The following is a 21,120-nucleotide window of genomic DNA, read 5'->3' as shown; positions in this document are numbered from 1 at the left end:
ATTCTGCGCGAGACCCCAGCTTTCGCTGGGGTGACGATTACTCGCTGGGGCGACGACTATTTCGCCGCCGCCTTCTTCTTGGCCGGCGCCTTCTTCGCAGCAGCCTTCTTCGCCGGAGCCTTTTTCGCCCCGCGCTTCCCCTTGCCGCCGGCCGGTGCCGCGGCTGCGCGCGTGTCGATCAATTGCGCCGCTTCCTCCAACGTCAGCTGATCCTTGTCGATCGTCTTGGGCAAGGTCGCGTTGGTCGTGCCGTCGGTGACATAGGCGCCATAGCGCCCTTCCATCAGCTTGATCTCGAGTTCGGTGCGCGGATGCGTGCCGAGCACCTTCAACGGCTCGCGCGATCCGCGCGCCGGACGGCCGCCATTCGCCGCCGCTTCGGCCAGTTTGACCACTGCCGCGTTCATCCCGGTCTCGAACACTTCGGCGGTCGACTGCAGCCGGGCATATTTGCCGTCATGCGCCAGATAGGGACCATAGCGCCCGATCGACGCGGTGATCATGTTGCCGCTCTCGGGATGCGCGCCGATTTCGCGCGGCAGGCTCAGCAGCTTCAATGCCCAGTCGAGATCGAGTTCGATATCCTTGGGAATCGACGCGCGCTTGGCATCCTTGCCCTCGCCGAGCTGGATATACGGTCCGAACCGGCCTGCCTTGCGCTCGACTTCCAGCCCCGTCTCGGGATCCTTGCCCAGCGATTCGGGACCGCTGTCCTCACCGTCCGCAGCACCCGCCTGGGCGAAGCGGCGGGTATATTTGCATTCGGGATAGTTGGAGCAGGCGATGAACGCGCCGAACCGGCCGCCGCGCAGCGACAATTGGCCCAACCCGCAATTGGGGCACAGCCGCGGATCGCCGCCATCGGCCTTGTCGGGGAAGAGGTAAGGCGCGAGGAACTGGTCGAGCTGCTGCGTCACTTCGGACGGCTTGAATTCCATCACCTCGGCGGTGCGCGGCTTGAAGTCGCGCCAGAACGCCTCGAGCACTTTCTGCCATTGTGCGCGGCCGCCCGAAATCTCGTCGAGTTCGTCCTCGAGCCCGGCGGTGAAGTCGAAGCTGACATATTTCTCGAAAAAGCGTTCGAGGAAGGCGGTTACCAGCCGGCCCGATTCCTCGGCGAAGAAGCGATTCTTCTCGACGCGGACGTAGTCGCGGTCCTTGAGCGTCTGGATGATCGAGGCATAAGTCGACGGCCGCCCGATGCCGAGCTCCTCGAGCCGCTTGACCAGCGACGCTTCGGAGAAGCGCGGCGGCGGCTGGGTGAAATGCTGTTCGGCAGTGACGTCGCGCTTGGCCGGCACGTCGCCGTCGCGCAGGCGCGGCAGGCGGCGCGATTCCTCATCGCCCTCGTCGTCACGGCCTTCCTCGTACAGCGCGAGATAGCCGGGGAAGAGTACGACCTGCCCGGTCGCGCGCAAGCCGTGGCGGCCGGTGCCGTCGGCGAGGTCGATCGTGGTGCGCTCCATCTGCGCCGAGGCCATCTGGCTCGCCATGGCGCGCTTCCAGACCAGCTCGTAGAGCCGGGCATGGTCGCCCGACCCGGCATGGTCGCGGCGGAAATCGGTCGGGCGGATCGCCTCATGCGCTTCCTGCGCGTTCTTGGCCTTGGTCTGGTATTGGCGCGGCTTGTCGGGGACGTAATTGGCGGCATAGCGCTCGGTGATCGCCTTGCGCGCGTCGGAAATGGCGCTGCCGTCCATCTGGACGCCGTCGGTCCGCATATAGGTGATCGCGCCATCCTCGTAGAGCGCCTGGGCGATGCGCATCGTGTGGCTGGCCGAGAAGCCGAGCTTGCGCGCGGCCTCCTGCTGCAGGGTCGAGGTGGTGAAGGGCGGCGGCGGGTTGCGCGTGGCGGGCTTGGTCTCGACCGACTGGACGGTGAAGCGGCCATTCTCGACGTCCGCTTTCGCCTTGAGCGCGTCGCCTTCCTTGCCGATCGACAAGCGGTCGAGCTTCTCGCCGTTCCACTTGATCAGCCGCGCGGTGAACGGCGTGCCGTCCTGCTCCAGGGTGGCGGCGACCGACCAATATTCCTGGCTGACAAAGGCTTCGATCTCGCGCTCGCGGTCGACGATCAGGCGCAAGGCGACCGACTGGACGCGGCCCGCCGACTTGGCGCCGGGGAGCTTGCGCCACAAAACGGGGGAGAGCGTGAAGCCGACCAGATAATCGAGCGCGCGGCGGGCGCGATAGGCGTCGATCAGGTCCTCGTCGAGCTGACGCGGATGCTTCATCGCCTCGGTCACGGTCGCCTTGGTGATCGCGTTGAAGGTGACGCGCTCGACCTGCTTGGGCAGCGCCTTGCGGTTGCGCAGGACTTCCTGGACGTGCCACGAAATCGCCTCGCCCTCGCGATCGGGGTCGGTCGCCAGGATCAGGCGGTCGGCCTTCTTGGCCTCGTCGGTGATCGCCTTGAGCTGCTTCGCCTTGTCGGCGTAATTTTCCCAATCCATCGCGAAGCCGGAATCGGGATCGACCGATCCGTCCTTGGGCGGCAAGTCGCGGACATGGCCGTAGCTCGCGAGAACGCGATAGTCGCTGCCCAGATATTTCTCGATGGTTTTCGCCTTGGCGGGCGATTCGACGATGACAAGCTGCATGGCGATGAAAAGCGATCCTTACGTGTACGCGCGAGGATGGGGAGCCCCGATGATGCCCGTCAAGCCGGGGCCTTGAGGCTCCGCCAGGCGAGGAAGAAGGCAATTCCCAGGATGAGGTCGCCGTTCGTCACGGCAAAGGTGGAGGTCGGCGCGCGTCCGTTCAACCATAGAATGAGGCTGGGGATCCAGAATCCGAATTTGGCCACTGCGGCGAGCGGCATGAAGGCGCGGTAGCCGACCGGGTCGCCGCCGATCGTCCAATAGACCAATTGCCACGCCGCGGCGGCGCCGACGAAACCATAATAATAGATCGGATGGTCGAGCATCGCTGCCGGTGCCGCGACCTGCCGCTCGAGGAAATAGAGCGGCACCAGGACGATCAGGCCGTAGATGGCTGCGGCGCGGAACAGCCAGCGGGCGGCCCTGGGAGTCATGCGAACACCTCGTTCGATTGGTTTCGAGAAATCGGTTACCGATGATTCTGTGTTTCGCATATCTCTGCCGATCAGCCGCCGCGACCTGAAAGGTCGTCATGCCGGGCTCGTCCCGGCATCCACCGTGCAGGTTAGCGCATAACTGGAGCTTCTTTTCCCGGGCTTGCCGCCCGGTGGCGTTCGAGCGAGATCGTGTCCCCCGGACACGATCTTGGCTTGCTGGGGGCAAGCCAAAGCTCGAACGGGCACAAGGCCGGGGTGACGTTCGGCTCATTCGATTCCAAGATCTCAACGCGTTCAGCGATGTTCGCGACGAGCTATTGGATCAGGCTCACCCTGCCCCCCGCATGGCGCTCGATCCGGCCGGCCAGTTCGAGTTCGAGCAGGACCAACGCGACCGTCGCGGGCGGCAAATCCGATTGGCGGATCAGTTCGTCGATCGCCACCGGCACCGGGCCGAGCAGGCCGATCAGCGCGCGGCGCTCGGCATCGTCAGGCTCGCCGCCGGGACGTCCGTCGAACGGGCTCGCCGGCGCGCGCACCATGCGCGGGTCGATCGGGCGGATCGTCTCCAGGATGTCGGCGGCCGACTGGACCAGCGCCGCGCCTTCGCGGATCAGCAAATTGCAGCCCTGGGCGCGCGGCTCAAGCGGGCTGCCGGGGACCGCCATGACGTCACGTCCCGCTTCCGCCGCCAGCCGCGCGGTGATCAGCGATCCCGATCGCGGCGCCGCCTCGACCACGACAGTGCCGGTCGCCAGCCCGGCGATGACTCGGTTGCGGTGGGGGAAATTGCGCGCCAGCGGCTCGCTGCCCGGCGGCTGCTCGGCGATCAGCAGGCCCTGCTCGGCGACCTGCTCCTGCAACGCGCGATTCTCGGGCGGGAAGGCGATATCGATGCCGCTCGCGATCACCCCAATCGTGCCGGTCGCCAGCGATCCCTGATGCGCCGCGGTGTCGAGCCCGCGCGCCAGCCCGGAGACGATCACCACGCCCTCGCGCCCCAACTCGACAGCCAATCCCCGCGCGAAGCGGCACGCCGCGGCCGAGGCGTTGCGCGCGCCGACCATCGCCACGCTGGTGTGCGCGAACAGAGCACTATCGCCCCGGATCGTCATCACCGCCGGCGCATTGTCGAGCTCGGCGAGCAGCGGCGGATAATCGGCGTCGTCGATGAACAGATAGCGCGCGCCGAGTTTCTCGACCCGGGCGATCTCGCGCTCGACGGTCGCGGCGTCGGCGATCCGGGGCGGCTTGCCGCCGCCGCGCGCGGCGAGGTCGGGCAAGGCCTCGATCGCGCGCTCGGCGCTGCCGAACCGGGCGAGCAACTGGCGATAGGTGACGGGGCCGATCGTCGGCGTACGGATCAGCCGCAGCCGCGCAAGCCGCGGGTCAGCCATCCTTCTTGGCGCCGATCCTCGGCTCGTTGCCCTGGATCAGCCGTTCGACATTGGCGCGATGCTTCCACAACACGATCAGCGCCAGCGCGACGAGCAGGAACACCGCATCGAAATCGCCCAGCACCGCTGCCGTGATCGGCGCGGAGATCGCGGCGGCCATGCCCGCGACCGACGAGATGCGAAGCACCGCGAGCAGCCCCAGCCAGACCAGGGCATAGACCAGCCCGATAGGCCAGTGCAGCGCGAGCACGATCCCCATCAGGGTCGCGACTCCCTTGCCGCCCTTGAACTTCAACCAGACCGGATAGCAATGGCCGAGCAAGGCGGCCGCGGCGGCGGGAATCTGATGGCCGTGGAACAGCCAGCCGGCGATCAGCACCGCGGCGGCGCCCTTGGCGAGATCGAGCAGCAAGGTCGCGGCGGCGAGGCCCTTTCGCCCCGTCCGCAACACGTTGGTCGCGCCGATATTGCCCGATCCGATCTGACGAAGGTCGCCGGCGCCGAACGCGCGGGTCAGGATGACGCCGAACGGGATCGATCCGAGAAGGTAACCGAGCAGCATGGCGCCGGCCGGCGCTGCCCACAGATATTCCGTCGCCACCTGAACGCTCCCCCAATCGGCTGGGTACATAATCGAGCGCGTTGGCGGATGCCACTTATCTTGATCAGAATGGATGCATCCCCCTAGAGGCCGTACATGGACGATCGCCCATTATTGTTGTTCGATTCGGGTGTCGGCGGGCTGTCGGTGCTCGCCGCCACCCAGGCGCTGCTGCCCCGGGCGCCCCTGGTCTATGTCGCCGATTCGGCGGGATTTCCCTATGGCACCAAGAGCGAACTGGAGATCGCCGCGCGGGTACCGGCGCTGCTCGGGCGGCTGGCCGAACGCTACGACCCGCGACTGATCGTGATCGCGTGCAACACCGCCTCGACCATCGCGCTCGGCACGGTGCGCGCCGCGCTTGATGTGCCGATCGTCGGTACCGTGCCGGCGATCAAGCCCGCCGCGGCGATCAGCGAGACGCGCGTGATCGGCGTGCTCGGCACCGATGCGACCGTACGCCAGCCTTATGTCGACGATCTCGCCGCGCGCTTCGCCGGCGATTGCACCGTCCTGCGCCACGGCTCGGCCGCATTGGTCGAACTGGCCGAAGCCAAGCTCCACGGCGAATCGCGTCCGATCGCCGAGTATCGCGCGGCGATCGCCGGATTGTTCGACCAGCCGGGAGGCGACCGCATCGATGTCGTCGTCAACGCCTGCACCCACTTCCCGTTGGTCGGCGACGAACTCGCCGAAGCCGCGCCGCATCCGGTGCGCTTCGTCGACGGCGCGCCGGGAATCGCGCGGCGAGTCGTATATTTGACGGAGGGGCAGGACTGGCCCGAAACGCCGCTCCATCGCGCCGTCTTCACCCGGTTCGGCGATGCCGAACGCCACCTCGCCCCGGCGCTGGCGCGCTATGGCATCAACCGCGCCGAATCGCTTTAGCGCTCTTGGACGGCGGGTCGGGGCGCCATGCGCAATCGCTGGGCGTATTGTTCGGCCAGCAATTGATGCGCGTGGCGCGCCGAGGGGTCGGCGGACTGCTCGGCGGCAATCCGTTCCTGCGCCTCGCGCCGGGCAAGATAATCTGAATCCTGGCCTTCGAGGCCAATCTGGTTGGACATCACAAAGCTCCGACAATTCAAGCGGGAGCGTTCCTGCTCTCGATCGCCCGGCCTGTTCGGACCCGTGAACGCCGGCGACGACTCGCTCTATACCACGCCAATGCGACACTTGCGCTGACACAAAGCAGTTTCGCGATTGCGGCGTTTGCACCTCTTACCCATGGAAAATCGGTAAAACCCACGTTATTGGCGCAGTTCATGAGCGATTCCACCGCGCGGCCCGTCGATTATTCGCGGGTATTCACCCAGGCGATCGACCGGCTGCATGCCGAAGGGCGGTATCGCGTGTTCATCGACATTTTGCGCAACAAGGGGGCGTTTCCCAATGCGCGGTGCTTTGCCGGGCATAACGGACCGATGCCGATCACGGTGTGGTGCTCGAACGATTATCTGGCGATGGGCCAGCACCCCAAGGTGATCGCGGCGATGGAAGAAGCGCTGCACGATGTCGGCGCCGGTTCGGGCGGCACGCGCAACATCGGCGGCAATACGCATTACCATGTCGATCTCGAGAACGAGCTGGCCGATCTCCACGGCAAGGAAGGCGCGCTGCTGTTCACGAGCGGTTATGTCTCGAACGAAGCGACCTTGGCGACCCTGGGCAAGATCCTGCCCGGCTGCATCATCTTCTCGGACGAGCTCAACCACGCCTCGATGATCGCCGGCATCCGCAATTCGGGCTGCGAGAAGCGCGTGTTCCGCCACAATGACCTGGCGCATCTCGAGGAACTGCTGGCCGCCGAAGACCCCAACGCGCCCAAGCTGATCGCGTTCGAGAGCGTCTATTCGATGGAAGGCGATATCGCGCCGCTGGCAGCGATCTGCGACCTCGCCGACAAATACAATGCGCTGACCTATCTCGACGAGGTCCATGCCGTCGGCATGTACGGACCGCGCGGTGGCGGCATTTCGGAGCGCGACCAGGTCGCCGACCGGATCACGATCATCGAAGGCACGCTGGGCAAGGCGTTCGGGGTGATGGGTGGCTATATCGCCGCCGACCAGACGATCATCGATGTCATCCGCAGCTATGCGCCGGGCTTCATCTTCACGACCTCGCTGTCGCCGGTGCTGGTTGCCGGCGTGCTGGCGAGTGTCCGCCACCTCAAGGCCTCGACCGCCGAGCGCGACGGGCAACAGGCATCGGCCCGGATGCTCAAGGCGATGCTGGCCGAGGCCGGGCTTCCGGTGCTGCCGGGCGACACGCATATCGTGCCGCTGATGGTCGGCGATCCGGTCAAGGCGAAGCGGATCAGCGACATCCTGCTCGCCGAATACGGCGTCTATGTTCAGCCGATCAACTACCCGACCGTGCCGCGCGGCACCGAACGCCTGCGCTTCACGCCCGGCCCCGCCCACGACGAAGCCATGATGCGCGATCTCACCAAGGCGCTGGTCGACATCTGGAACCGGCTCGAGCTGGAACTGCGCAAGGCGGCGTAGGTCCCTAGGCTCGGGCGCGTCGGCCTTAGACGAGTGCGATCAAGTTTGAATCGTCACCCCGGGCTTGTCCCGGGGTCCACTCTTCCACAACCGAGATGAGGCGTTGTTGCACGGTAGATGCCGGCACAAGGCCGGCATGACGGCCAAGCCTGATCGCGACGACCAGGCTTATACTTTCGCCGCGATCCGCCGTTCTTCTTCGCCCATATAATCCCGCGTGATCGGCAGGGCATCGCGGTTGCGCGCGAACTGAAGCTGGTAATTGACCATCCCACCATAGAGGAAGCTGACGCACGAGCCGGCGAGGTAGAAGATCCACATATTGTAGAAAACCTCGTCGTACATCGCGACGATCTTGTCGCGATTGGCGACGGCGCGGGCGTACCAATGCTGCAGCGTATAGCCGTAATGGAGGCGCAGCACCTCGACGTCGGTCATGTAATAGCGCAGGCCTTCATAGCCCTTGGTGATTTCCGACAGCGCCGGGATATAGCCGCCGGGGAAGATGTACTTGGCGGTGAATTCGTCGGTCACGCCCGCCCCGCCCGCGCGACCGATCGTGTGGAGCAGCATCACGCCGTCGTCGTTGAGCAAGTCGCGGCATTTGCGGAAGAAAGTGCGGTATTGCGGCGGGCCGACATGCTCGAACATGCCGACCGAGACGATGCGGTCGAACGTGCCGGTCATGTGGCGATAGTCGATCAGCTGGAACGTGACGTGGTCCGACACGCCGGCGTCCGCCGCGCGCTGCTTGGCGGTGGCGATCTGCTCGTCGCTGAGCGTGATGCCGACGACGTCGACGCCATAGGTCTTGTGCAGATAGAGCGCCATGCCACCCCAGCCGCAGCCGATATCGAGCACGCGCATGCCGGGCTTGAGCGCTAGCTTGGCGGCGATATGCGCCTTCTTGTCGAGCTGCGCCTGTTCGAGGCTTTCGTCGCGGTCGACGAAATAGGCGCAGCTATATTGGCGGTCGGTGTCGAGGAAGAGATCGTAGAGCGCGTTGCCGATGTCGTAATGATGCTTGACGTTGGCCCGCGCCGCCCGCGCGCGGTTGAACTGGTCTAGCTTGCGCTTGACCCCGACCACGGCCTTGGCGGCGAGGCCGGGATCGAGCGCGCCGGTCGCGTCTTCCCAGCGATTGTTCTTACTCGCCAGCGACAGCAGCTGCATGATGTCGCCACGCTCGATCACCATGCGGCCGTGCATGAACGCCTCGGCCACGCCCAAAGCGGGGTCGCGCAGGATCTGCCCTGGCACACTCTTGGTGGCGAAGCGGATCGCGACATCGGGATAATCGGGGTCCGCGGTGCCGAACGACTTGGTCGTGCCGTCGGCATAAGTGACGGACAGCGTGCCGCGCTTGAACGCGCGCTCGAAGAACAGGTCAATCAGGGCCATAGAGGACCGCTGCTATCGATTGAATGCGGCGACGGGAAGACCTCTTGTCCAGCTTCGCTGATCACGGCACCGGCGGCAAACCAAGAAAAGCAACCCGACGCACATCAAATACCGGCATACCAGTCGTAATTGACGTGATCTTCCCAATAACCGCCCTTGCCCAGGCCGATCCCCGCGAGGCTCGCCACCGCGTCGATCCGCATGACATATTTGGCGTTCTTGTAGCCAAGATGCCGCTCGACCCTGAGCCGGATCGGCGCGCCATGGCCGACCGAGACGCGCTTGTCGTTCATCGCCCAGGCCAGGATCGTCTGGGGGTGGAAGGCGTCGACCATGTCGATCGATTCGTAATAGGGGGCGCCGCTCCACAGATCGGCGCAGGTGAACACGATGTAGCGCGCCGAATTGCGCACCCCCGCCGCCTTCAGCACATTGCCCAGCATCGGCCCCTGCCACTTGCCGATCGCGCTCCACCCCTCGACGCAATCGTGACGAGTGATCTGCGCGCGTTGCGGAAAGGCGCCGATATCGCTCAGGCTGAGGCGTAGTGGCCGGTCGACCAATCCGCCGACCTCGAGCCGCCAATTGGCGAAATTCTCTGCGACGTGGCGGTTGTAATCGGCGGTGTTCGGGTTGGAATTGCCGTTAGTGCGGAACACCGGCGACATCTGCTCGGCACTGAATTCGGGGGCGAGCGCGTTACGGTCCATCAGCGCGCGCTGCAGGCCCATGTTGATCTTTTCGCCCGAGAACAGGATGCGGCGAAAGCCGGGTTGCTGGGCGAGCTTGTCGCAGCCCGACAGCAGCAGCCCGGCGCCCAGCGCGCCGCCGGTGACGAGCGTGCGTCGCGTGATGAGAGTCATTCGGCGGCCTCCGGTTCGGGCGTCGGCTCGGGGTTGGGCGCAGCGGGGAGTTTCCAGCGGCCGGTGATCATCGACCAGACTTCATTGATCGGTCCGGCGAGGATGACGAGCGTCAGATGGACGATGACGAACAGCACGATTCCCGACGCCGCGATGAAATGGATCGAGCGCGCCGATTGCCGCCCGCCGAATAGCTCGATCAGCCACGGCCAGGCCGCGTCCATCCCTGGCGACATGGCCAGCCCGGTGAAGATCATCAGCGGGATGAGGACGAAGATCGCGGCGACATAAGCGAGCTTCTGGAGCGTATTGTATGCCGCCGGATCGTCGGGATTGTGGAAGTCGAAACGCAGATGCGCGAGCAGGTCGGCCCAGAGATGGCGCGGCGCGATTTCCCTGGCGCGGACTCGCAGGTCGCGCTGGAAATGGCGATTGATCAGGCTGGCGATCATGAACGCGAGCAGGCCGAAGCCGAGCACCAGCGCGAACAGCAAATGCCAGCGCCGCGATATGGCGAGATTGTACCCCGCCGGGATCGTCAGCCAGCCCGAGCGCAGGATGGTGCCGTATGGCCTCAGATCGAGCCAGGCATGGTCGAAATTGGCGCCGTACTGGCCCCAATAGAGCCGCGGATGCGCGTTCAATATGCCGATACCGCTGCCGATCATGATGAAGATCGCGATCGCGTTGATCCAGTGCCAGATCCGCGTCGCCAGCCGGTGGCGATAAACGACATTGGTCGCGAGCGGCCGAGCGACCGGGGATTCAGCGGGGGCGTGCGGTTCGTCCATCATGCTTCCTTCGAACGATACGCCCGACCGGTTACACGCGATCGACGCTTCGTTTAGCCATAAGCGCGCGCGAAGAACACGATCGTCGTCACGCCCGTCACCAGCAACGTCCACACGCGCACCGCGGATGCAGGCAATTTCTTGCCGATATGCGCGCCCGCCCAGCCGCCCAGGATCGATCCCGCCAGCATCGGCAGGCACGCGATCCAGCGCACCATGCCGGCGGCGATGAACACGATCGCCGCGGCGAGATTGGCGATCGCCAGCATCAGCGTGCGCGGCGCGAACAATTCGCGCGGCGTGTGCCCGGCGAGCAGGCCATAGGTCGCCGTCGTCATCAACCCGACCCCGCCGCCGAAATAGCCGCCATAAATGCCGAGCAGCATCTGCACGACCATCAGGCTGCCGCGCCCGATCGTCACGCGGTCCCGCAACCACGACGCCGCGTGCTTGCCGAACGCCAGCACGACGAAGGCGTACAGCACCAGCCAGGGGATGATCACGTCGAACGCATGGCTCGGGGTCAGCACCAGCAGCACGCTCCCGGCCAGCCCGCCGACGAAGGTGATCGCCGACAATATCCGAACCCCGACGCCGCCGACCGGCCCCAGCTCGTCGCGAAACGCCCAGGCGCTCATCCCTGCCCCCGGCAACAAGGCGACGTTGGAGGTCGCATTGGCGGCGTTGGCCGGGATGCCCAGCGCCAGCAGCGACGGCAAGGTCGCGAACGTCCCGCCTCCCGCCAGCGCATTCATCGCGCCGCCGACAGCGCCCGCGCCGAACGCGAAGAGGAGGGAAAGGGTCGGACTCATCGCCCGCTCCCTTGAAGCGTTGGCGGCAAAAGTCGAGATCGCAATCGCGTCAGGCCGAGGCGCGAACGCGCGCCCGGCGAGGGAGGATCAGCGCACTATCCGGATCACGCCGCGGGCGGAGCGACCTGCATCGACCGCACCGGCGGCGTCCATTCGGCCTGATAGCTGATCGCCAGCGCCCATATCGCCAGGACCAGAATCACCAGCCAGGTGCCGAGCGCGCCGACCGTGCGCAACACGCTGGGTGCCGGGCGGACGATGCCGAAGGCGTGCGCCAGCCGCACCACGATGAACGTGGCGCCAACGATCCACAGCCACAGGCTCGGCCCGCTCGCCAGTTCGATCAACGCCATCAGGATCAGCACGGTCGGCGCATATTCGGTCAGATTGCCGTGCGCGCGGATCTTGGCGGTCATCGCCGCCTCGCCGCCATCGCCGAGCATGACCTTGCTGCTCACCCGATCGCGCCCGACGCCGAACGCCAGCCAGACGTTGATCAGCCCGGTCGCTGCCGCGATCACGAGCGTTACCGGTAATATCATGGCAATCCTCCCCTTGGTTTCCGTGGATGCGGCGTTTCGTTATTGCTCAGCCTTCATCCCGCCGCGCCGCCTTGGCCGCGCTCTCGACCTTGAGCGGGCGCGACACCGGGCAGACTTCCTGCAGATAGCCGTTCAGCGTGTTGGCCAGATTGTCCTCGACCAGCCGGTAATGGACATACTGACCGCGCTTCTCGCTCGTCACCAGCCCGGCATTCTCGAGCACGCTCAGATGCTGCGACACCGCGGGTTTGGAAATCTCGAAGCGCGCGGCGATCTCGCCCGCGGTCATTTCCGCCTTGGACAGATAGGCCAGGATCTTGCGGCGGGTGGTGGACGCCAGGGCTTCGAAGACGCGTTGCATGAATGCCTTATTAGGCGCTTGCTTAAATACTTTCCAGATGGCAATTAGGTAATTAAGGTACGGCTTAAATAATAGGGGTGTCGCCATGAGTCAGCGAGAGCATTGGGCCGATCACGATCGATGCGCGGTCAACTGGCTGGTCGAAACGCCGGGCGCCGACCCGTCGACCGGCCGCGTGCGCTGGGATCCGCTCCATTCGCTGTGGAATGGCGGCATGGCAGGCGTGGCGCTGATCGCCGGACCGCTGGTCGCGACGCCCGGCGCGCTGCTGCTGTTCGTCCTCACCACCGGCGGCGGCCTGTTGCTCGGCCATTCGGTCGGCTTTCACCGCCTGATGATCCATCGCAGCTTCCGGACCCCGCGCGCGATCGAATATTTCCTGGTCTGGTGCGGCACCGCGGTCGGGATGAGCGGCCCGTTCTGGATGATTCGCACCCACGATCTGCGCGACTGGGCGCAGCGCCAGGCGGATTGTCACGATTATCTCGCGCATCGCCGGCCGCCGCTGATCGATGCCTGGTGGCAATTGCATTGCCGGCTCGATCTCGCTCACCCGCCGGCTTATGACCTCGGCGCGCTCGAGCGGCAGGGTTTCTATCGGTTGCTCGATCGCTGGTGGATGGCGCAGCAGGTGCCGATCGCGCTCGCCTGCTGGGCAATTGGCGGCTGGTCCTGGGTGGTGTGGGGCGTCTGCGCGCGCGTCGCGATCTCGGTCCATGGTCATTGGCTGGTCGGCCATCTCGCGCATCGCCACGGCCCGCAATCCTGGCTGGTCGACGCGGCCGGCGTGCAGGCGCACGACGTGCCCTGGGCGGCGATCCCGACCATGGGCGAGGCATGGCACAACAATCACCACGCCTTTCCCGGCTCGGCGCGGATCGGGCTTTATCCGGGGCAGAGCGATTGGGGGTTCGTGCTGATCCGCCTGCTGCAACGGCTAGGACTCGCCTGGGACGTCTGCACACCCGACGCGCTGCCGTCGCGCGAGCGGCGGCTGACCGCGACGCCGCGCGGGTTGCAACGGCGCGCCAAATCGCTATAGGCGCACGCTTCGCGATGCATCCCGAGCCTTTGTACCGCGTGGCCGACCCGTCGGTTGCGCCGATAAACGTCCGGGCCTAGTCGTCTTGATCAATTCGATAGTTGAAGGTTGTCGCCGCAATGGCCGTTCCCAAGAAGAAAACCTCGCCCTCTCGCCGTGGCATGCGCCGCGCGCATGATGCGCTCTCGGTCGAGTCGTTCCAGGAGTGCCCGAATTGCGGCGAGCTCAAGCGTCCGCACAACCTCTGCCCGTCGTGCGGCCATTATAATGGCCGTGAGGTCGTCTCGGTCGAAGGCTGATCGGGGCCCAATTAGGGGGACTGTCGCGTGACCACCAACTCCTGGATCGCCATCGACGCGATGGGCGGTGACGAGGGGTTGGCGGTAATGTTGGCAGGCGTCGCGGAAGCGCGACGCCGGTTCGACGGCACGCATTTCTTCCTGGTCGGCGACGAGGCGAAGATCGCCGAGGGGTTGAAGAATCACCCCAATCTGACGGCGAATTCCGAAATCGTCCACGCGCCCGAGGTGATCAAGGGCGACGAAAAGCCCAGCGCCGCGCTGCGCCGCGCCAAGATCACATCGATGGGCGTCGCGATCGACCTGGTCAAACAGGGCCGCGCCGCCGCCGCCGTGTCGTCGGGAAATACCGGCGCACTGATGGCGATGGCCAAGGTCTCGCTGCGCACGATGAAGGGGATCGACCGCCCCGCGCTCGCCGGGCTGATGCCCAGCCTGGGCGCGAACGACACGGTTGTGCTCGATCTCGGCGCCAATACCGAGTGCGACGCGCGCAATTTGATGCAGTTCGCGGTGATGGGCGCGGCCTATGCCCGCACCCAGCTCGACCTCGCCAGCCCTCGCGTCGCGTTGCTCAACATCGGTACCGAGGACCAGAAGGGCACTGGTGAGATTCGCAACGCCGCCCAGGCACTGCGCGACGCGACCCATTTGCCGCTGACCTTTGCCGGCTTCATCGAGGGCGACAAATTGTCGCGCGGCGATGTCGACGTGATCGTGTGCGACGGCTTTTCCGGCAATATCGCGCTGAAGACCGCCGAGGGTACCGCCCGATTCGTCGCCGATTTGTTGCGCCGCGCATTCAGCAGTTCGGTGCGGTCGAAAATCGGCTTCCTGATCTCGCGCCCGGCGACCGAATTGTTGCGCCACCACCTCGATCCCAACAATCACAATGGCGCGGTCTTTCTCGGCCTCAACGGTCTCGTCGTGAAGAGCCATGGCGGCGCCAACGAAACCGGGGTCGCCAACGCGATTGCGGTGGCGGCGAAGAGCGTGCGCGACGACCTGGCGCGCAAGATCGCCGAGGATCTCAAATATTTCGAAGCGCATGAACCCGAAGGAGCAGTTGCGTGAGGCGTGCGGTCATCACCGGAACCGGGTCGGCGCTGCCGATGCGGCGCGTGTCGAACGCGGAACTCGCCGAGACCGTCGACACCAGCGACGAGTGGATCGTCGAGCGCACCGGTATCCGCTTCCGCTACATTGCCGGCCCTGACGAAACAACCGGCACGCTGGCCGCCGACGCGGCGCGCGCGGCGCTGACCGCAGCAGGCAAGGCGGCGGACGAGGTCGACCTGATCGTGCTCGCCACCGCGACTCCTGACCAGACCTTTCCGGCCACCGCGACCAAGGTCCAGGCGATGCTGGGGATCGACGATTGCGTCGCGTTCGACGTCGGCGCGGTGTGCTCGGGCTTCCTCTACGCGATCCAGGTCGCCGACAGCCTGATCAAGACCGGCAGCGCCAATTGCGCCCTGGTGATCGGCGCCGAGACGTTCAGCCGGATCCTCGATTGGGAAGACCGCACCACTTGCGTGCTGTTCGGCGACGGCGCCGGCGCGGTGGTGCTGGAGGCGCGGGACGTCGCCGAGGACGGCCCCGGTATCCTCGCCAGCCGGCTCCATGCCGATGGCCGCCACAATGAACTGCTCTATGTCGATGGCGGGCCGTCGACCACCGGCACGGTCGGCAAGGTGCGGATGAAGGGACGCGAAGTGTTCCGCCACGCGGTCAACAACCTCGCCAGCGTGATGGACGAATCGCTCGCCGCGGCGGGTCTGGTCCCCGGTGATGTCGACTGGGTCGTGCCGCACCAGGCCAATGCCCGCATCCTCGACGCGACCGCGCGCAAGCTCGGGCTGGCGGCCGGAAAGGTCGTCGTCACGGTCGACCAGCATGCCAATACCTCGGCCGCGTCGGTCCCGCTCGCGCTCGACACCGCGGTGCGTGACGGGCGGATCAAGCCGGGACAAATCGTCGTGCTCGAAGCGATGGGCGGGGGCTTCACCTGGGGCGCTGCGGTCGTCCGCATCTGAGGTCGGCCGGTCTGGCCATAGCCTTATTACGTCCGGTAACCGGTTCCGCGGTGCGAGCCCTGCCCCATAAAGGGTCACTAAGCCCATTTCATGCGTTCCTCCATTGTGTTACGGCAAGTTTCTGCCACGCAAGGGAGGGTGTGAATGGCAATTGTGGGTACGTTGACGCGGGCTGATCTGTCCGACGCGTTACAGCGTGAAGTGGGGTTATCCAGGGCCGATTCGGCCAAGTTGGTCGAGGAAATCCTGGATCACATGTGCGACGCGCTGGCGCGTGGCGAAAACGTCAAGATTTCGGGCTTCGGTACCTTCGTCCTGCGCGACAAGGGTCAGCGAATCGGCCGCAATCCCAAGACCGGTGTGGAAGTGCCGATCGCGCCGCGGCGCGTGCTGACCTTCCGCGCCAGTCAGATGATGCGCGACCGCATCGTCGACGCGGGCTGACGGAGCAGCGCATGGCCGCGCTCGATAAGGCGGCTGGCGCATTCCGTACGATTGGCGAGGTGTCGCAAGACACTGGATTGCCCCAGCATATCCTGCGCTATTGGGAAACGCGCTTCGCACAATTGCGTCCGCTGCAGCGCGCCGGCAAGCGCCGTTATTACCGGCCAGAGGATGTCGCGCTGATCCGGCGGATCGACGACCTGCTCAACCAGCAGGGCTATACGATCCGCGGCGTGCAAAAACTGCTGGCGAGCGAGGGGCGCGGGGGAGCGGCGGCTACGGTCGAGGCGACACCTGCGGCTCCTGTTGCGCCTGTTCCAGTGTTGGGGTCACCCGTGGATTTGAGCGCGCTCCGAGCGATTCGCAACCTATTGGCGGGTGCGCTCGAGGGGTAGGCTCGCCGCCTCCAATTTCCGCCATCCCCGCTTTCGCGGGGATGGCGGCCTATGGAAGCGCCGCGGTCGGTAGCCTTACCGCGCCCGCAACCCATCGCGCAGCATTTCAGCGACGATGTCCGCCACCGCTTCCGGCGTGCGATCCTCATCCCACACCCCATAACGCAGCCCGAGAAACACGTTCATCCCCATTACTGCCCAAGCGTGGATATCGGAGACGTCGTCGCGGATCTCCCCGCGCTCGGCGCCCGCCTTCAGCCGCTGCTCGATACGCTCAGCGGTGGTCGCGTAATGCGCGCGGAAGCTGGCCGGGTCGACGAACTCGGACTCGTCGATGATGCGGTAGATCTCCTTGTGGCCACGCACGAACTCGAGGAAGCTCAATAGGCCGGCGCGCTCGGCGGCGATCTGATCGGGCGCGGCGCGAATCGCCGGGGCGACAGTGTCGCGGACCTGGTCGGACATGTCGCGGACAAGCGCGCGGAAGATCGCATCCTTCGAATCGAAGTAGGTGTAGAAACTGCCCAACGCGACGCCGGCGCGGCGCGTGATCCCGCTGATCGACCCGTCGTGAAATCCTTTCTCGCCGAATTCGACCGCCGCCGCGTCGAGCAACGCGCGCAGCGTCCTCCGTCCGCGCTCGGTGCGCGGCGCCTTTCCCGCGCTGGCAATGGCATCGAGCCCACGGGCACCGGCGACGCCGGTCCCGACGACAGGCGTTGCAGTTGAGCCACGCTGGACCATTCTTTTCGCCTCCCCATCAACCGGCAAGTTGAAACCCGGTTCAGGTTTCAGTATAGGCCGGATCAACAAGCGTTCAACCGGGTCGTTTCCCGTACGGACGATAGACCATTGGGAGGGTTTGAAGGGATGATCCGTCACCGTCACGCACGCGCGCTCTATATCGGGGTCGCCGCCGCCGCCTTATTTGTCAGCCCGGCCTTCGCGCAGGACACACCGGCGGCGCAGCCGGTCGCGGACGATGTCCAGGCGAACGCCGACGCACCGGCCGATATCGTCGTCACAGCGCGGCGCCGCTCGGAAACCCTGCTCAATGTGCCGATCGCGGTGACCGCGTTCACCGCCGACAAGCTCGACAAGATGGGCGCGGTCGACCTGACCGACATCCAGAACACCACGCCGAACACGACGATCAAGGACGCGCGCGGCACCAATTCGACGCTCGCCGCCTTCATCCGCGGCGTCGGCCAGCAGGATCCGGTTCCGGGCTTCGAGGCGGGTGTCGGCATCTATCTCGACGACGTCTATCTCAACCGTCCGCAAGCCGCGGTGCTCGACATCTATGACGTCGAGCGGATCGAGGTGCTGCGTGGGCCGCAGGGCACGCTTTATGGTCGCAACACGATCGGCGGCGCGATCAAATATGTCACGCGCCGGCTGCCCGATCATTTCGAAGTCGCCGCGCGCGGTACCTATGGCTCGTACAACCAGGCCGACGGGATCGTCAGCCTGTCGGCGCCGATCGGGTCGATGCTCCGGGTCGGCGTGTCGGGCGCGCGGCTGACTCGCGACGGGTTCGGCCGCAACCGCAATCTCGGCATCGACAATTACAACAAGAACATCTGGGCGGGCCGCGGCACGATCGAGTTCGAAACGCCCGACAGCCGCCTGCTCGTCCGCATCACCGGCGATTACACTCACGACAAATCGGCGCCGCGCAACGGCCATCGCCTGTTCGCCGGCAAGCTGACCGGGTCGCCGGTGCTCGACAATGTCTATGACACCAATGCCGGGCTCAATTTCCCCAAACAGGATATCCAGGCCGGCGGCCTGTCGATGACCGCGACCGCCAAGCTGACCGACAATCTGACCTTCAAGTCGATCAGCGCCTGGCGCAAGGACCGCAGCTTCACCCCGATCGACTTCGATTCGACGCCGTCGGTCGATGTCGACGTGCCCGCGGTCTATCGCAACGAACAGACCAGCCAGGAATTCCAGTTCCAATGGTCGAGCAGCAAGGTCAACGGCATCGTCGGCTTCTATTATCTCGGCGCCAAGGCCTCGACCGCGTTCGACGTGCTGCTCAACACCACGCTGGCCAATCTCGATGCCTATACCGCCGGCGACGTGCGGACCGAGACCTCGTCCATCTATGGCGACTTCACCTTTGACTTCACCCCGCAGCTGAGCCTGTCGCTCGGTGGGCGCTATACCTGGGATCAACGCCAGTCGTTCGTCTACAAGGCGAACTTCCTCGGCGGGCCGCTTTATGGCGCGACCAGCGAGTTCGGTGGCAATCCGACGCTCAACCTCGGTGCGTCGACCAACTTCCGCGGAGAGGCGAACTTCAAGCGCTTCACGCCGCGTGCCAGCCTCTCGTTCAAGCCCAGCGCCGATCACATGTTCTACGTGTCCTATTCGGAAGGCTTCAAGGGCGGCGGGTTCGATCCGCGCGGCTCGGGCACCTCGGCGCCGATCAGCAATCCGGCGGCCGGCCGGACCTATCAGGACATCTATAACTACCTCTCGTTCGATCCCGAATCGGTCAAGAGCTACGAAATCGGCTGGAAGGGGTCGGCGTTCGACAAGCGGCTGACCTGGGCACTCGACGGCTTCTATTCCGACTATACCAACGTCCAGATCCCGGGTTCGGTGGCCTGCACGATCGGCGGTGTGGCTAGCTTCTGCGGCATCACGACCAACGCGGCGAAGGCCAAGATCAAGGGCGTCGAACTCGAGACCAATGCCATTCTGGCGCGCGATTTCGCTGGCCCGCGGTCGAACATCACGCTCAGCGGCACGCTTGGCTATATCGACCCGCAGTACAAACATTATATCGGCCCGACCGGTGCCGAGGTGTCGCAATATCGCCAGTTCCAGAACACGCCCAAATGGACGGTGTCGGGAACGCTCAGCGGGACGGTGCCGGTGGCCAGCGGCGATCTCAACGCCTCGACCACGGTGTCGTATCGCAGCCTGACGCATCAGTTCGAGGTGGCGAGCCCGTTCCTCGACCAGCCCGGCTACACGTTGTGGGACGCCAACCTGACCTACAGCTTCGGGTCGAAGCGGCAATATTCGTTCGGCGTGCACGCCAAGAACATCACCGATGTCCGCTACAAGACCAGCGGCTATCAGTATCTGGCGGCGAATGCGGCAACCGGGCAGATTCTCTACACCCCGACCGGTGGCGTCACCCCGACGCTCGGCAAGGAAGGCATCGCCACCGCTTTCTACGGCAATCCGCGCCAGGTGTTCGGAACCTTCTCGCTCAAATTCTGATGGCAGGGTAAAAGGGGGATGAGCCGGGTGCGCCAGCGTGCCCGGCTCGTTTCATAATAGGAGGGGCGCGATGACGAACAGGGCCGAGCGGCCGGGCTATCCGGCGTTGGTGCTGACGATGCTGCTGGTCGTCTATACGTTCAACTTCCTCGACCGGCAGATCCTCGGCATCCTGGCCAAGCCGATCCAGGCCAGCCTCCAGTTGAGCGATGCCCAGTTCGGCGCGATCGGCGGGACCGCTTTCGCGATCCTCTATTCCGTCCTTGGTGTGCCGCTCGCCTTGCTCGCCGATCGCGTCGGCAAGACCCGGGTGATCGCCGGATCTTTGGTGGTGTGGAGCGGGTTCACCGCCTTGTGCGGCACCGCGACCGGTTTCTGGTCGCTCTTCCTCTCCCGCCTTGGCGTCGGGGTCGGCGAAGCGGGCGGGGTCGCGCCATCCTATGCGCTGATCGCCGATTACTTCCCGGTCGAGCGCCGCGCCCGCGCGCTCGCTATCTATTCGATGGGCATTCCGATCGGGCTCGGTTCTGGGGTGCTGCTCGGCGCCTATATCGCCGCGTTGGTCGACTGGCAGACCGCGTTCATTACCGTCGGCGTCGCCGGTATCCTGGTCGCGCCGGTCTTCCTGTGGCTTGTCCGCGATCGCCCGCGGCCGGCCCCAGTCGCCGAAGCCGATGCGGTGCCGGTATTGGCGGTGATCCCGATCCTTGCCCGCAAGCCGGCTTATTGGCTGTTGTCGATCGGTGCCGGGTGCAGCTCGATGGCGGGCTATGGCCTGGCTTTGTGGGTGCCCAAGATCATCGCGGTCCATTACGGCTGGACCTCCAATCACGACCTGATCAAGGTCGGCCAGTTCATGGGCTCGCTGCTGCTGATCGGCGGGACCACCGGCATTTTTCTCGGTGGCGTGTTCGCCGACCGGCTCGGCACGGTCGACCGCGCCTGGTATGCGCGCTTGCCCGCCATCGCCTGGCTGATCACCGCGCCGACTTTCATGCTCGGGCTGTTCACGCCCTATCCGATGTTCGCCTGGTTCCTGCTCTTGATCCCCAACGCGCTCAACACGCTGTGGCTCGGTCCGATCGTCACCGCTGCCCAGCATCTGGCGCCGTCGCGAATGCGCGCGAGCGCGTCGGGCAGCTTCCTGCTGGTCAACAATCTGCTCGGCCTTGGTCTCGGGCCGCTATTGATGGGCACGCTGTCGGATGCGCTGAAGGCGAGCTACGGTGCCGATTCGCTACGCTACGCCGCGATCATCGGGGTCAGCTTGTACCTCGTCGCCGCCTTGCTCGCGTTCCTCGCGATCAAGCCGCTCAAGCGCGGCTGGGTCGAGGCGACGGACTGAT

At 65.4% G+C, this 21,120-nt stretch carries 22 protein-coding genes; 10 read left to right on the top strand and 12 right to left on the bottom strand.

Annotation, left to right across the window (positions count from 1 at the left end; genetic code table 11):
• Positions 1-56: 56 nt before the first annotated feature.
• The 4 genes from topA to plsY form a co-directional block, all read right to left on the bottom strand.
• Positions 57-2,600, bottom strand: coding sequence for a type I DNA topoisomerase (topA, locus tag AC1DRD_RS10955; RefSeq protein WP_478033196.1), 2,544 nt, complete (start codon positions 2,598-2,600; stop codon positions 57-59).
• A gap of 59 nt (positions 2,601-2,659) precedes the next feature.
• A complete protein-coding gene (locus tag AC1DRD_RS10950; protein WP_478033194.1) occupies positions 2,660-3,034 on the bottom strand; it encodes a hypothetical protein in 375 nt (124 codons plus the stop codon).
• A gap of 317 nt (positions 3,035-3,351) precedes the next feature.
• Complete coding sequence (dprA, locus tag AC1DRD_RS10945; protein ID WP_478041401.1) at positions 3,352-4,434, bottom strand: DNA-processing protein DprA; 1,083 nt, start codon at positions 4,432-4,434, stop codon at positions 3,352-3,354.
• Positions 4,427-4,996: a glycerol-3-phosphate 1-O-acyltransferase PlsY gene (plsY, locus tag AC1DRD_RS10940; protein WP_478041550.1), complete on the bottom strand. Its 570-nt coding sequence runs from the start codon at positions 4,994-4,996 to the stop codon at positions 4,427-4,429. The genes dprA and plsY overlap by 8 nt, the downstream gene beginning before the upstream one ends.
• A 135-nt stretch (positions 4,997-5,131) precedes the next feature.
• Between plsY and murI the strand changes: the two genes are divergently transcribed.
• Positions 5,132-5,923, top strand: coding sequence for a glutamate racemase (gene murI / locus AC1DRD_RS10935; RefSeq protein WP_478041400.1), 792 nt, complete (start codon positions 5,132-5,134; stop codon positions 5,921-5,923).
• On the opposite strand, the gene AC1DRD_RS10930 is transcribed toward murI, so the two are convergent.
• Positions 5,920-6,102 carry a hypothetical protein gene (locus AC1DRD_RS10930; RefSeq protein WP_478033188.1) on the bottom strand — a complete coding sequence of 61 codons (183 nt, stop codon included), beginning with the start codon at positions 6,100-6,102 and terminating at the stop codon, positions 5,920-5,922. The two genes, murI and AC1DRD_RS10930, sit on opposite strands and share 4 nt — an antisense overlap.
• A gap of 198 nt (positions 6,103-6,300) precedes the next feature.
• Between AC1DRD_RS10930 and hemA the strand changes: the two genes are divergently transcribed.
• Positions 6,301-7,545 carry a 5-aminolevulinate synthase gene (gene hemA, locus AC1DRD_RS10925; protein WP_478041399.1) on the top strand — a complete coding sequence of 415 codons (1,245 nt, stop codon included), beginning with the start codon at positions 6,301-6,303 and terminating at the stop codon, positions 7,543-7,545.
• 168 nt (positions 7,546-7,713) lie between these two features.
• On the opposite strand, the gene AC1DRD_RS10920 is transcribed toward hemA, so the two are convergent.
• The 6 genes from AC1DRD_RS10920 to AC1DRD_RS10895 form a co-directional block, all read right to left on the bottom strand.
• Positions 7,714-8,946 carry a class I SAM-dependent methyltransferase gene (locus AC1DRD_RS10920; protein WP_478041398.1) on the bottom strand — a complete coding sequence of 411 codons (1,233 nt, stop codon included), beginning with the start codon at positions 8,944-8,946 and terminating at the stop codon, positions 7,714-7,716.
• A 104-nt stretch (positions 8,947-9,050) separates the two neighbouring features.
• Complete coding sequence (locus tag AC1DRD_RS10915; protein ID WP_478033183.1) at positions 9,051-9,809, bottom strand: molybdopterin-dependent oxidoreductase; 759 nt, start codon at positions 9,807-9,809, stop codon at positions 9,051-9,053.
• A complete protein-coding gene (locus AC1DRD_RS10910; protein ID WP_478041397.1) occupies positions 9,806-10,600 on the bottom strand; it encodes a cytochrome b/b6 domain-containing protein in 795 nt (264 codons plus the stop codon). The genes AC1DRD_RS10915 and AC1DRD_RS10910 overlap by 4 nt, the downstream gene beginning before the upstream one ends.
• Positions 10,601-10,653: 53 nt before the next feature.
• Complete coding sequence (locus AC1DRD_RS10905; protein WP_478041396.1) at positions 10,654-11,412, bottom strand: sulfite exporter TauE/SafE family protein; 759 nt, start codon at positions 11,410-11,412, stop codon at positions 10,654-10,656.
• 104 nt (positions 11,413-11,516) lie between these two features.
• The gene (locus AC1DRD_RS10900) at positions 11,517-11,954 is read right to left on the bottom strand and encodes an MAPEG family protein (RefSeq protein ID WP_478041395.1); all 438 of its coding nucleotides are present in this window, start codon (positions 11,952-11,954) and stop codon (positions 11,517-11,519) included.
• A gap of 46 nt (positions 11,955-12,000) precedes the next feature.
• Positions 12,001-12,315 carry a metalloregulator ArsR/SmtB family transcription factor gene (locus tag AC1DRD_RS10895; protein WP_066827055.1) on the bottom strand — a complete coding sequence of 105 codons (315 nt, stop codon included), beginning with the start codon at positions 12,313-12,315 and terminating at the stop codon, positions 12,001-12,003.
• Between the two features lie 85 nt (positions 12,316-12,400).
• Between AC1DRD_RS10895 and AC1DRD_RS10890 the strand changes: the two genes are divergently transcribed.
• The 6 genes from AC1DRD_RS10890 to AC1DRD_RS10865 all read left to right on the top strand — a co-directional run bounded on the left by AC1DRD_RS10890 (position 12,401) and on the right by AC1DRD_RS10865 (position 16,531).
• Positions 12,401-13,357, top strand: a complete 957-nt coding sequence (locus tag AC1DRD_RS10890) for an acyl-CoA desaturase (protein WP_478041394.1) — start codon at positions 12,401-12,403, stop codon at positions 13,355-13,357.
• A 119-nt stretch (positions 13,358-13,476) separates the two neighbouring features.
• Entirely contained in the window at positions 13,477-13,656 is a 180-nt protein-coding gene (rpmF, locus tag AC1DRD_RS10885) for a 50S ribosomal protein L32 (RefSeq protein ID WP_066804991.1), read from the top strand.
• Positions 13,657-13,683: 27 nt separating this feature from the next.
• On the top strand, positions 13,684-14,730 hold the full coding sequence (plsX, locus tag AC1DRD_RS10880) for a phosphate acyltransferase PlsX (RefSeq protein ID WP_478033176.1): 1,047 nt from the start codon (positions 13,684-13,686) through the stop codon (positions 14,728-14,730).
• The gene (locus AC1DRD_RS10875; protein WP_478041393.1) at positions 14,727-15,692 is read left to right on the top strand and encodes a beta-ketoacyl-ACP synthase III; all 966 of its coding nucleotides are present in this window, start codon (positions 14,727-14,729) and stop codon (positions 15,690-15,692) included. The genes plsX and AC1DRD_RS10875 overlap by 4 nt, the downstream gene beginning before the upstream one ends.
• 144 nt (positions 15,693-15,836) lie before the next feature.
• Positions 15,837-16,136: an integration host factor subunit alpha gene (locus AC1DRD_RS10870; RefSeq protein ID WP_478033173.1), complete on the top strand. Its 300-nt coding sequence runs from the start codon at positions 15,837-15,839 to the stop codon at positions 16,134-16,136.
• A gap of 11 nt (positions 16,137-16,147) precedes the next feature.
• On the top strand, positions 16,148-16,531 hold the full coding sequence (locus AC1DRD_RS10865) for a MerR family transcriptional regulator (RefSeq protein ID WP_478041392.1): 384 nt from the start codon (positions 16,148-16,150) through the stop codon (positions 16,529-16,531).
• Positions 16,532-16,606: 75 nt separating this feature from the next.
• Here the strand turns inward: AC1DRD_RS10865 and AC1DRD_RS10860 are convergent, their stop codons facing one another.
• Complete coding sequence (locus AC1DRD_RS10860) at positions 16,607-17,275, bottom strand: TetR/AcrR family transcriptional regulator (protein WP_478041391.1); 669 nt, start codon at positions 17,273-17,275, stop codon at positions 16,607-16,609.
• Between the two features lie 126 nt (positions 17,276-17,401).
• On the opposite strand from AC1DRD_RS10860, the gene AC1DRD_RS10855 reads away from it, so the two are divergent.
• Together AC1DRD_RS10855 and AC1DRD_RS10850 are read left to right on the top strand one after the other, a co-directional pair.
• Positions 17,402-19,774, top strand: a complete 2,373-nt coding sequence (locus tag AC1DRD_RS10855; RefSeq protein ID WP_478041390.1) for a TonB-dependent receptor — start codon at positions 17,402-17,404, stop codon at positions 19,772-19,774.
• 70 nt (positions 19,775-19,844) lie between these two features.
• A complete protein-coding gene (locus AC1DRD_RS10850) occupies positions 19,845-21,119 on the top strand; it encodes a spinster family MFS transporter (protein WP_478033167.1) in 1,275 nt (424 codons plus the stop codon).
• Position 21,120: the final 1 nt, after the last annotated feature.

Source organism: Sphingomonas sp. P4_G2, from assembly GCF_056401155.1.
The sequence above is the reverse complement of the archived record's forward strand: the minus strand, read 5'-3'. Positions and strand labels throughout refer to the sequence as shown.

Excerpts from the sequence above, each read along its gene's own strand:
- AC1DRD_RS10905 (WP_478041396.1), bottom strand. The coding sequence starts at position 11,412 with ATGAGTCCGACCCTTTCCCTCCTCTTCGCGTTCGGCGCGGGCGCTGTC.
- topA (WP_478033196.1), bottom strand. The coding sequence starts at position 2,600 with ATGCAGCTTGTCATCGTCGAATCGCCCGCCAAGGCGAAAACCATCGAG.
- AC1DRD_RS10895 (WP_066827055.1), bottom strand. The coding sequence starts at position 12,315 with ATGCAACGCGTCTTCGAAGCCCTGGCGTCCACCACCCGCCGCAAGATC.
- AC1DRD_RS10950 (WP_478033194.1), bottom strand. The coding sequence starts at position 3,034 with ATGACTCCCAGGGCCGCCCGCTGGCTGTTCCGCGCCGCAGCCATCTAC.
- AC1DRD_RS10850 (WP_478033167.1), top strand. The coding sequence starts at position 19,845 with ATGACGAACAGGGCCGAGCGGCCGGGCTATCCGGCGTTGGTGCTGACG.
- dprA (WP_478041401.1), bottom strand. The coding sequence starts at position 4,434 with ATGGCTGACCCGCGGCTTGCGCGGCTGCGGCTGATCCGTACGCCGACG.
- murI (WP_478041400.1), top strand. The coding sequence starts at position 5,132 with ATGGACGATCGCCCATTATTGTTGTTCGATTCGGGTGTCGGCGGGCTG.
- AC1DRD_RS10855 (WP_478041390.1), top strand. The coding sequence starts at position 17,402 with ATGATCCGTCACCGTCACGCACGCGCGCTCTATATCGGGGTCGCCGCC.
- rpmF (WP_066804991.1), top strand. The coding sequence starts at position 13,477 with ATGGCCGTTCCCAAGAAGAAAACCTCGCCCTCTCGCCGTGGCATGCGC.
- AC1DRD_RS10920 (WP_478041398.1), bottom strand. The coding sequence starts at position 8,946 with ATGGCCCTGATTGACCTGTTCTTCGAGCGCGCGTTCAAGCGCGGCACG.
- AC1DRD_RS10865 (WP_478041392.1), top strand. The coding sequence starts at position 16,148 with ATGGCCGCGCTCGATAAGGCGGCTGGCGCATTCCGTACGATTGGCGAG.
- AC1DRD_RS10860 (WP_478041391.1), bottom strand. The coding sequence starts at position 17,275 with ATGGTCCAGCGTGGCTCAACTGCAACGCCTGTCGTCGGGACCGGCGTC.
- AC1DRD_RS10870 (WP_478033173.1), top strand. The coding sequence starts at position 15,837 with ATGGCAATTGTGGGTACGTTGACGCGGGCTGATCTGTCCGACGCGTTA.
- AC1DRD_RS10900 (WP_478041395.1), bottom strand. The coding sequence starts at position 11,954 with ATGATATTACCGGTAACGCTCGTGATCGCGGCAGCGACCGGGCTGATC.
- hemA (WP_478041399.1), top strand. The coding sequence starts at position 6,301 with ATGAGCGATTCCACCGCGCGGCCCGTCGATTATTCGCGGGTATTCACC.
- AC1DRD_RS10930 (WP_478033188.1), bottom strand. The coding sequence starts at position 6,102 with ATGTCCAACCAGATTGGCCTCGAAGGCCAGGATTCAGATTATCTTGCC.
- AC1DRD_RS10915 (WP_478033183.1), bottom strand. The coding sequence starts at position 9,809 with ATGACTCTCATCACGCGACGCACGCTCGTCACCGGCGGCGCGCTGGGC.
- AC1DRD_RS10890 (WP_478041394.1), top strand. The coding sequence starts at position 12,401 with ATGAGTCAGCGAGAGCATTGGGCCGATCACGATCGATGCGCGGTCAAC.
- plsY (WP_478041550.1), bottom strand. The coding sequence starts at position 4,996 with ATGCTGCTCGGTTACCTTCTCGGATCGATCCCGTTCGGCGTCATCCTG.
- AC1DRD_RS10910 (WP_478041397.1), bottom strand. The coding sequence starts at position 10,600 with ATGGACGAACCGCACGCCCCCGCTGAATCCCCGGTCGCTCGGCCGCTC.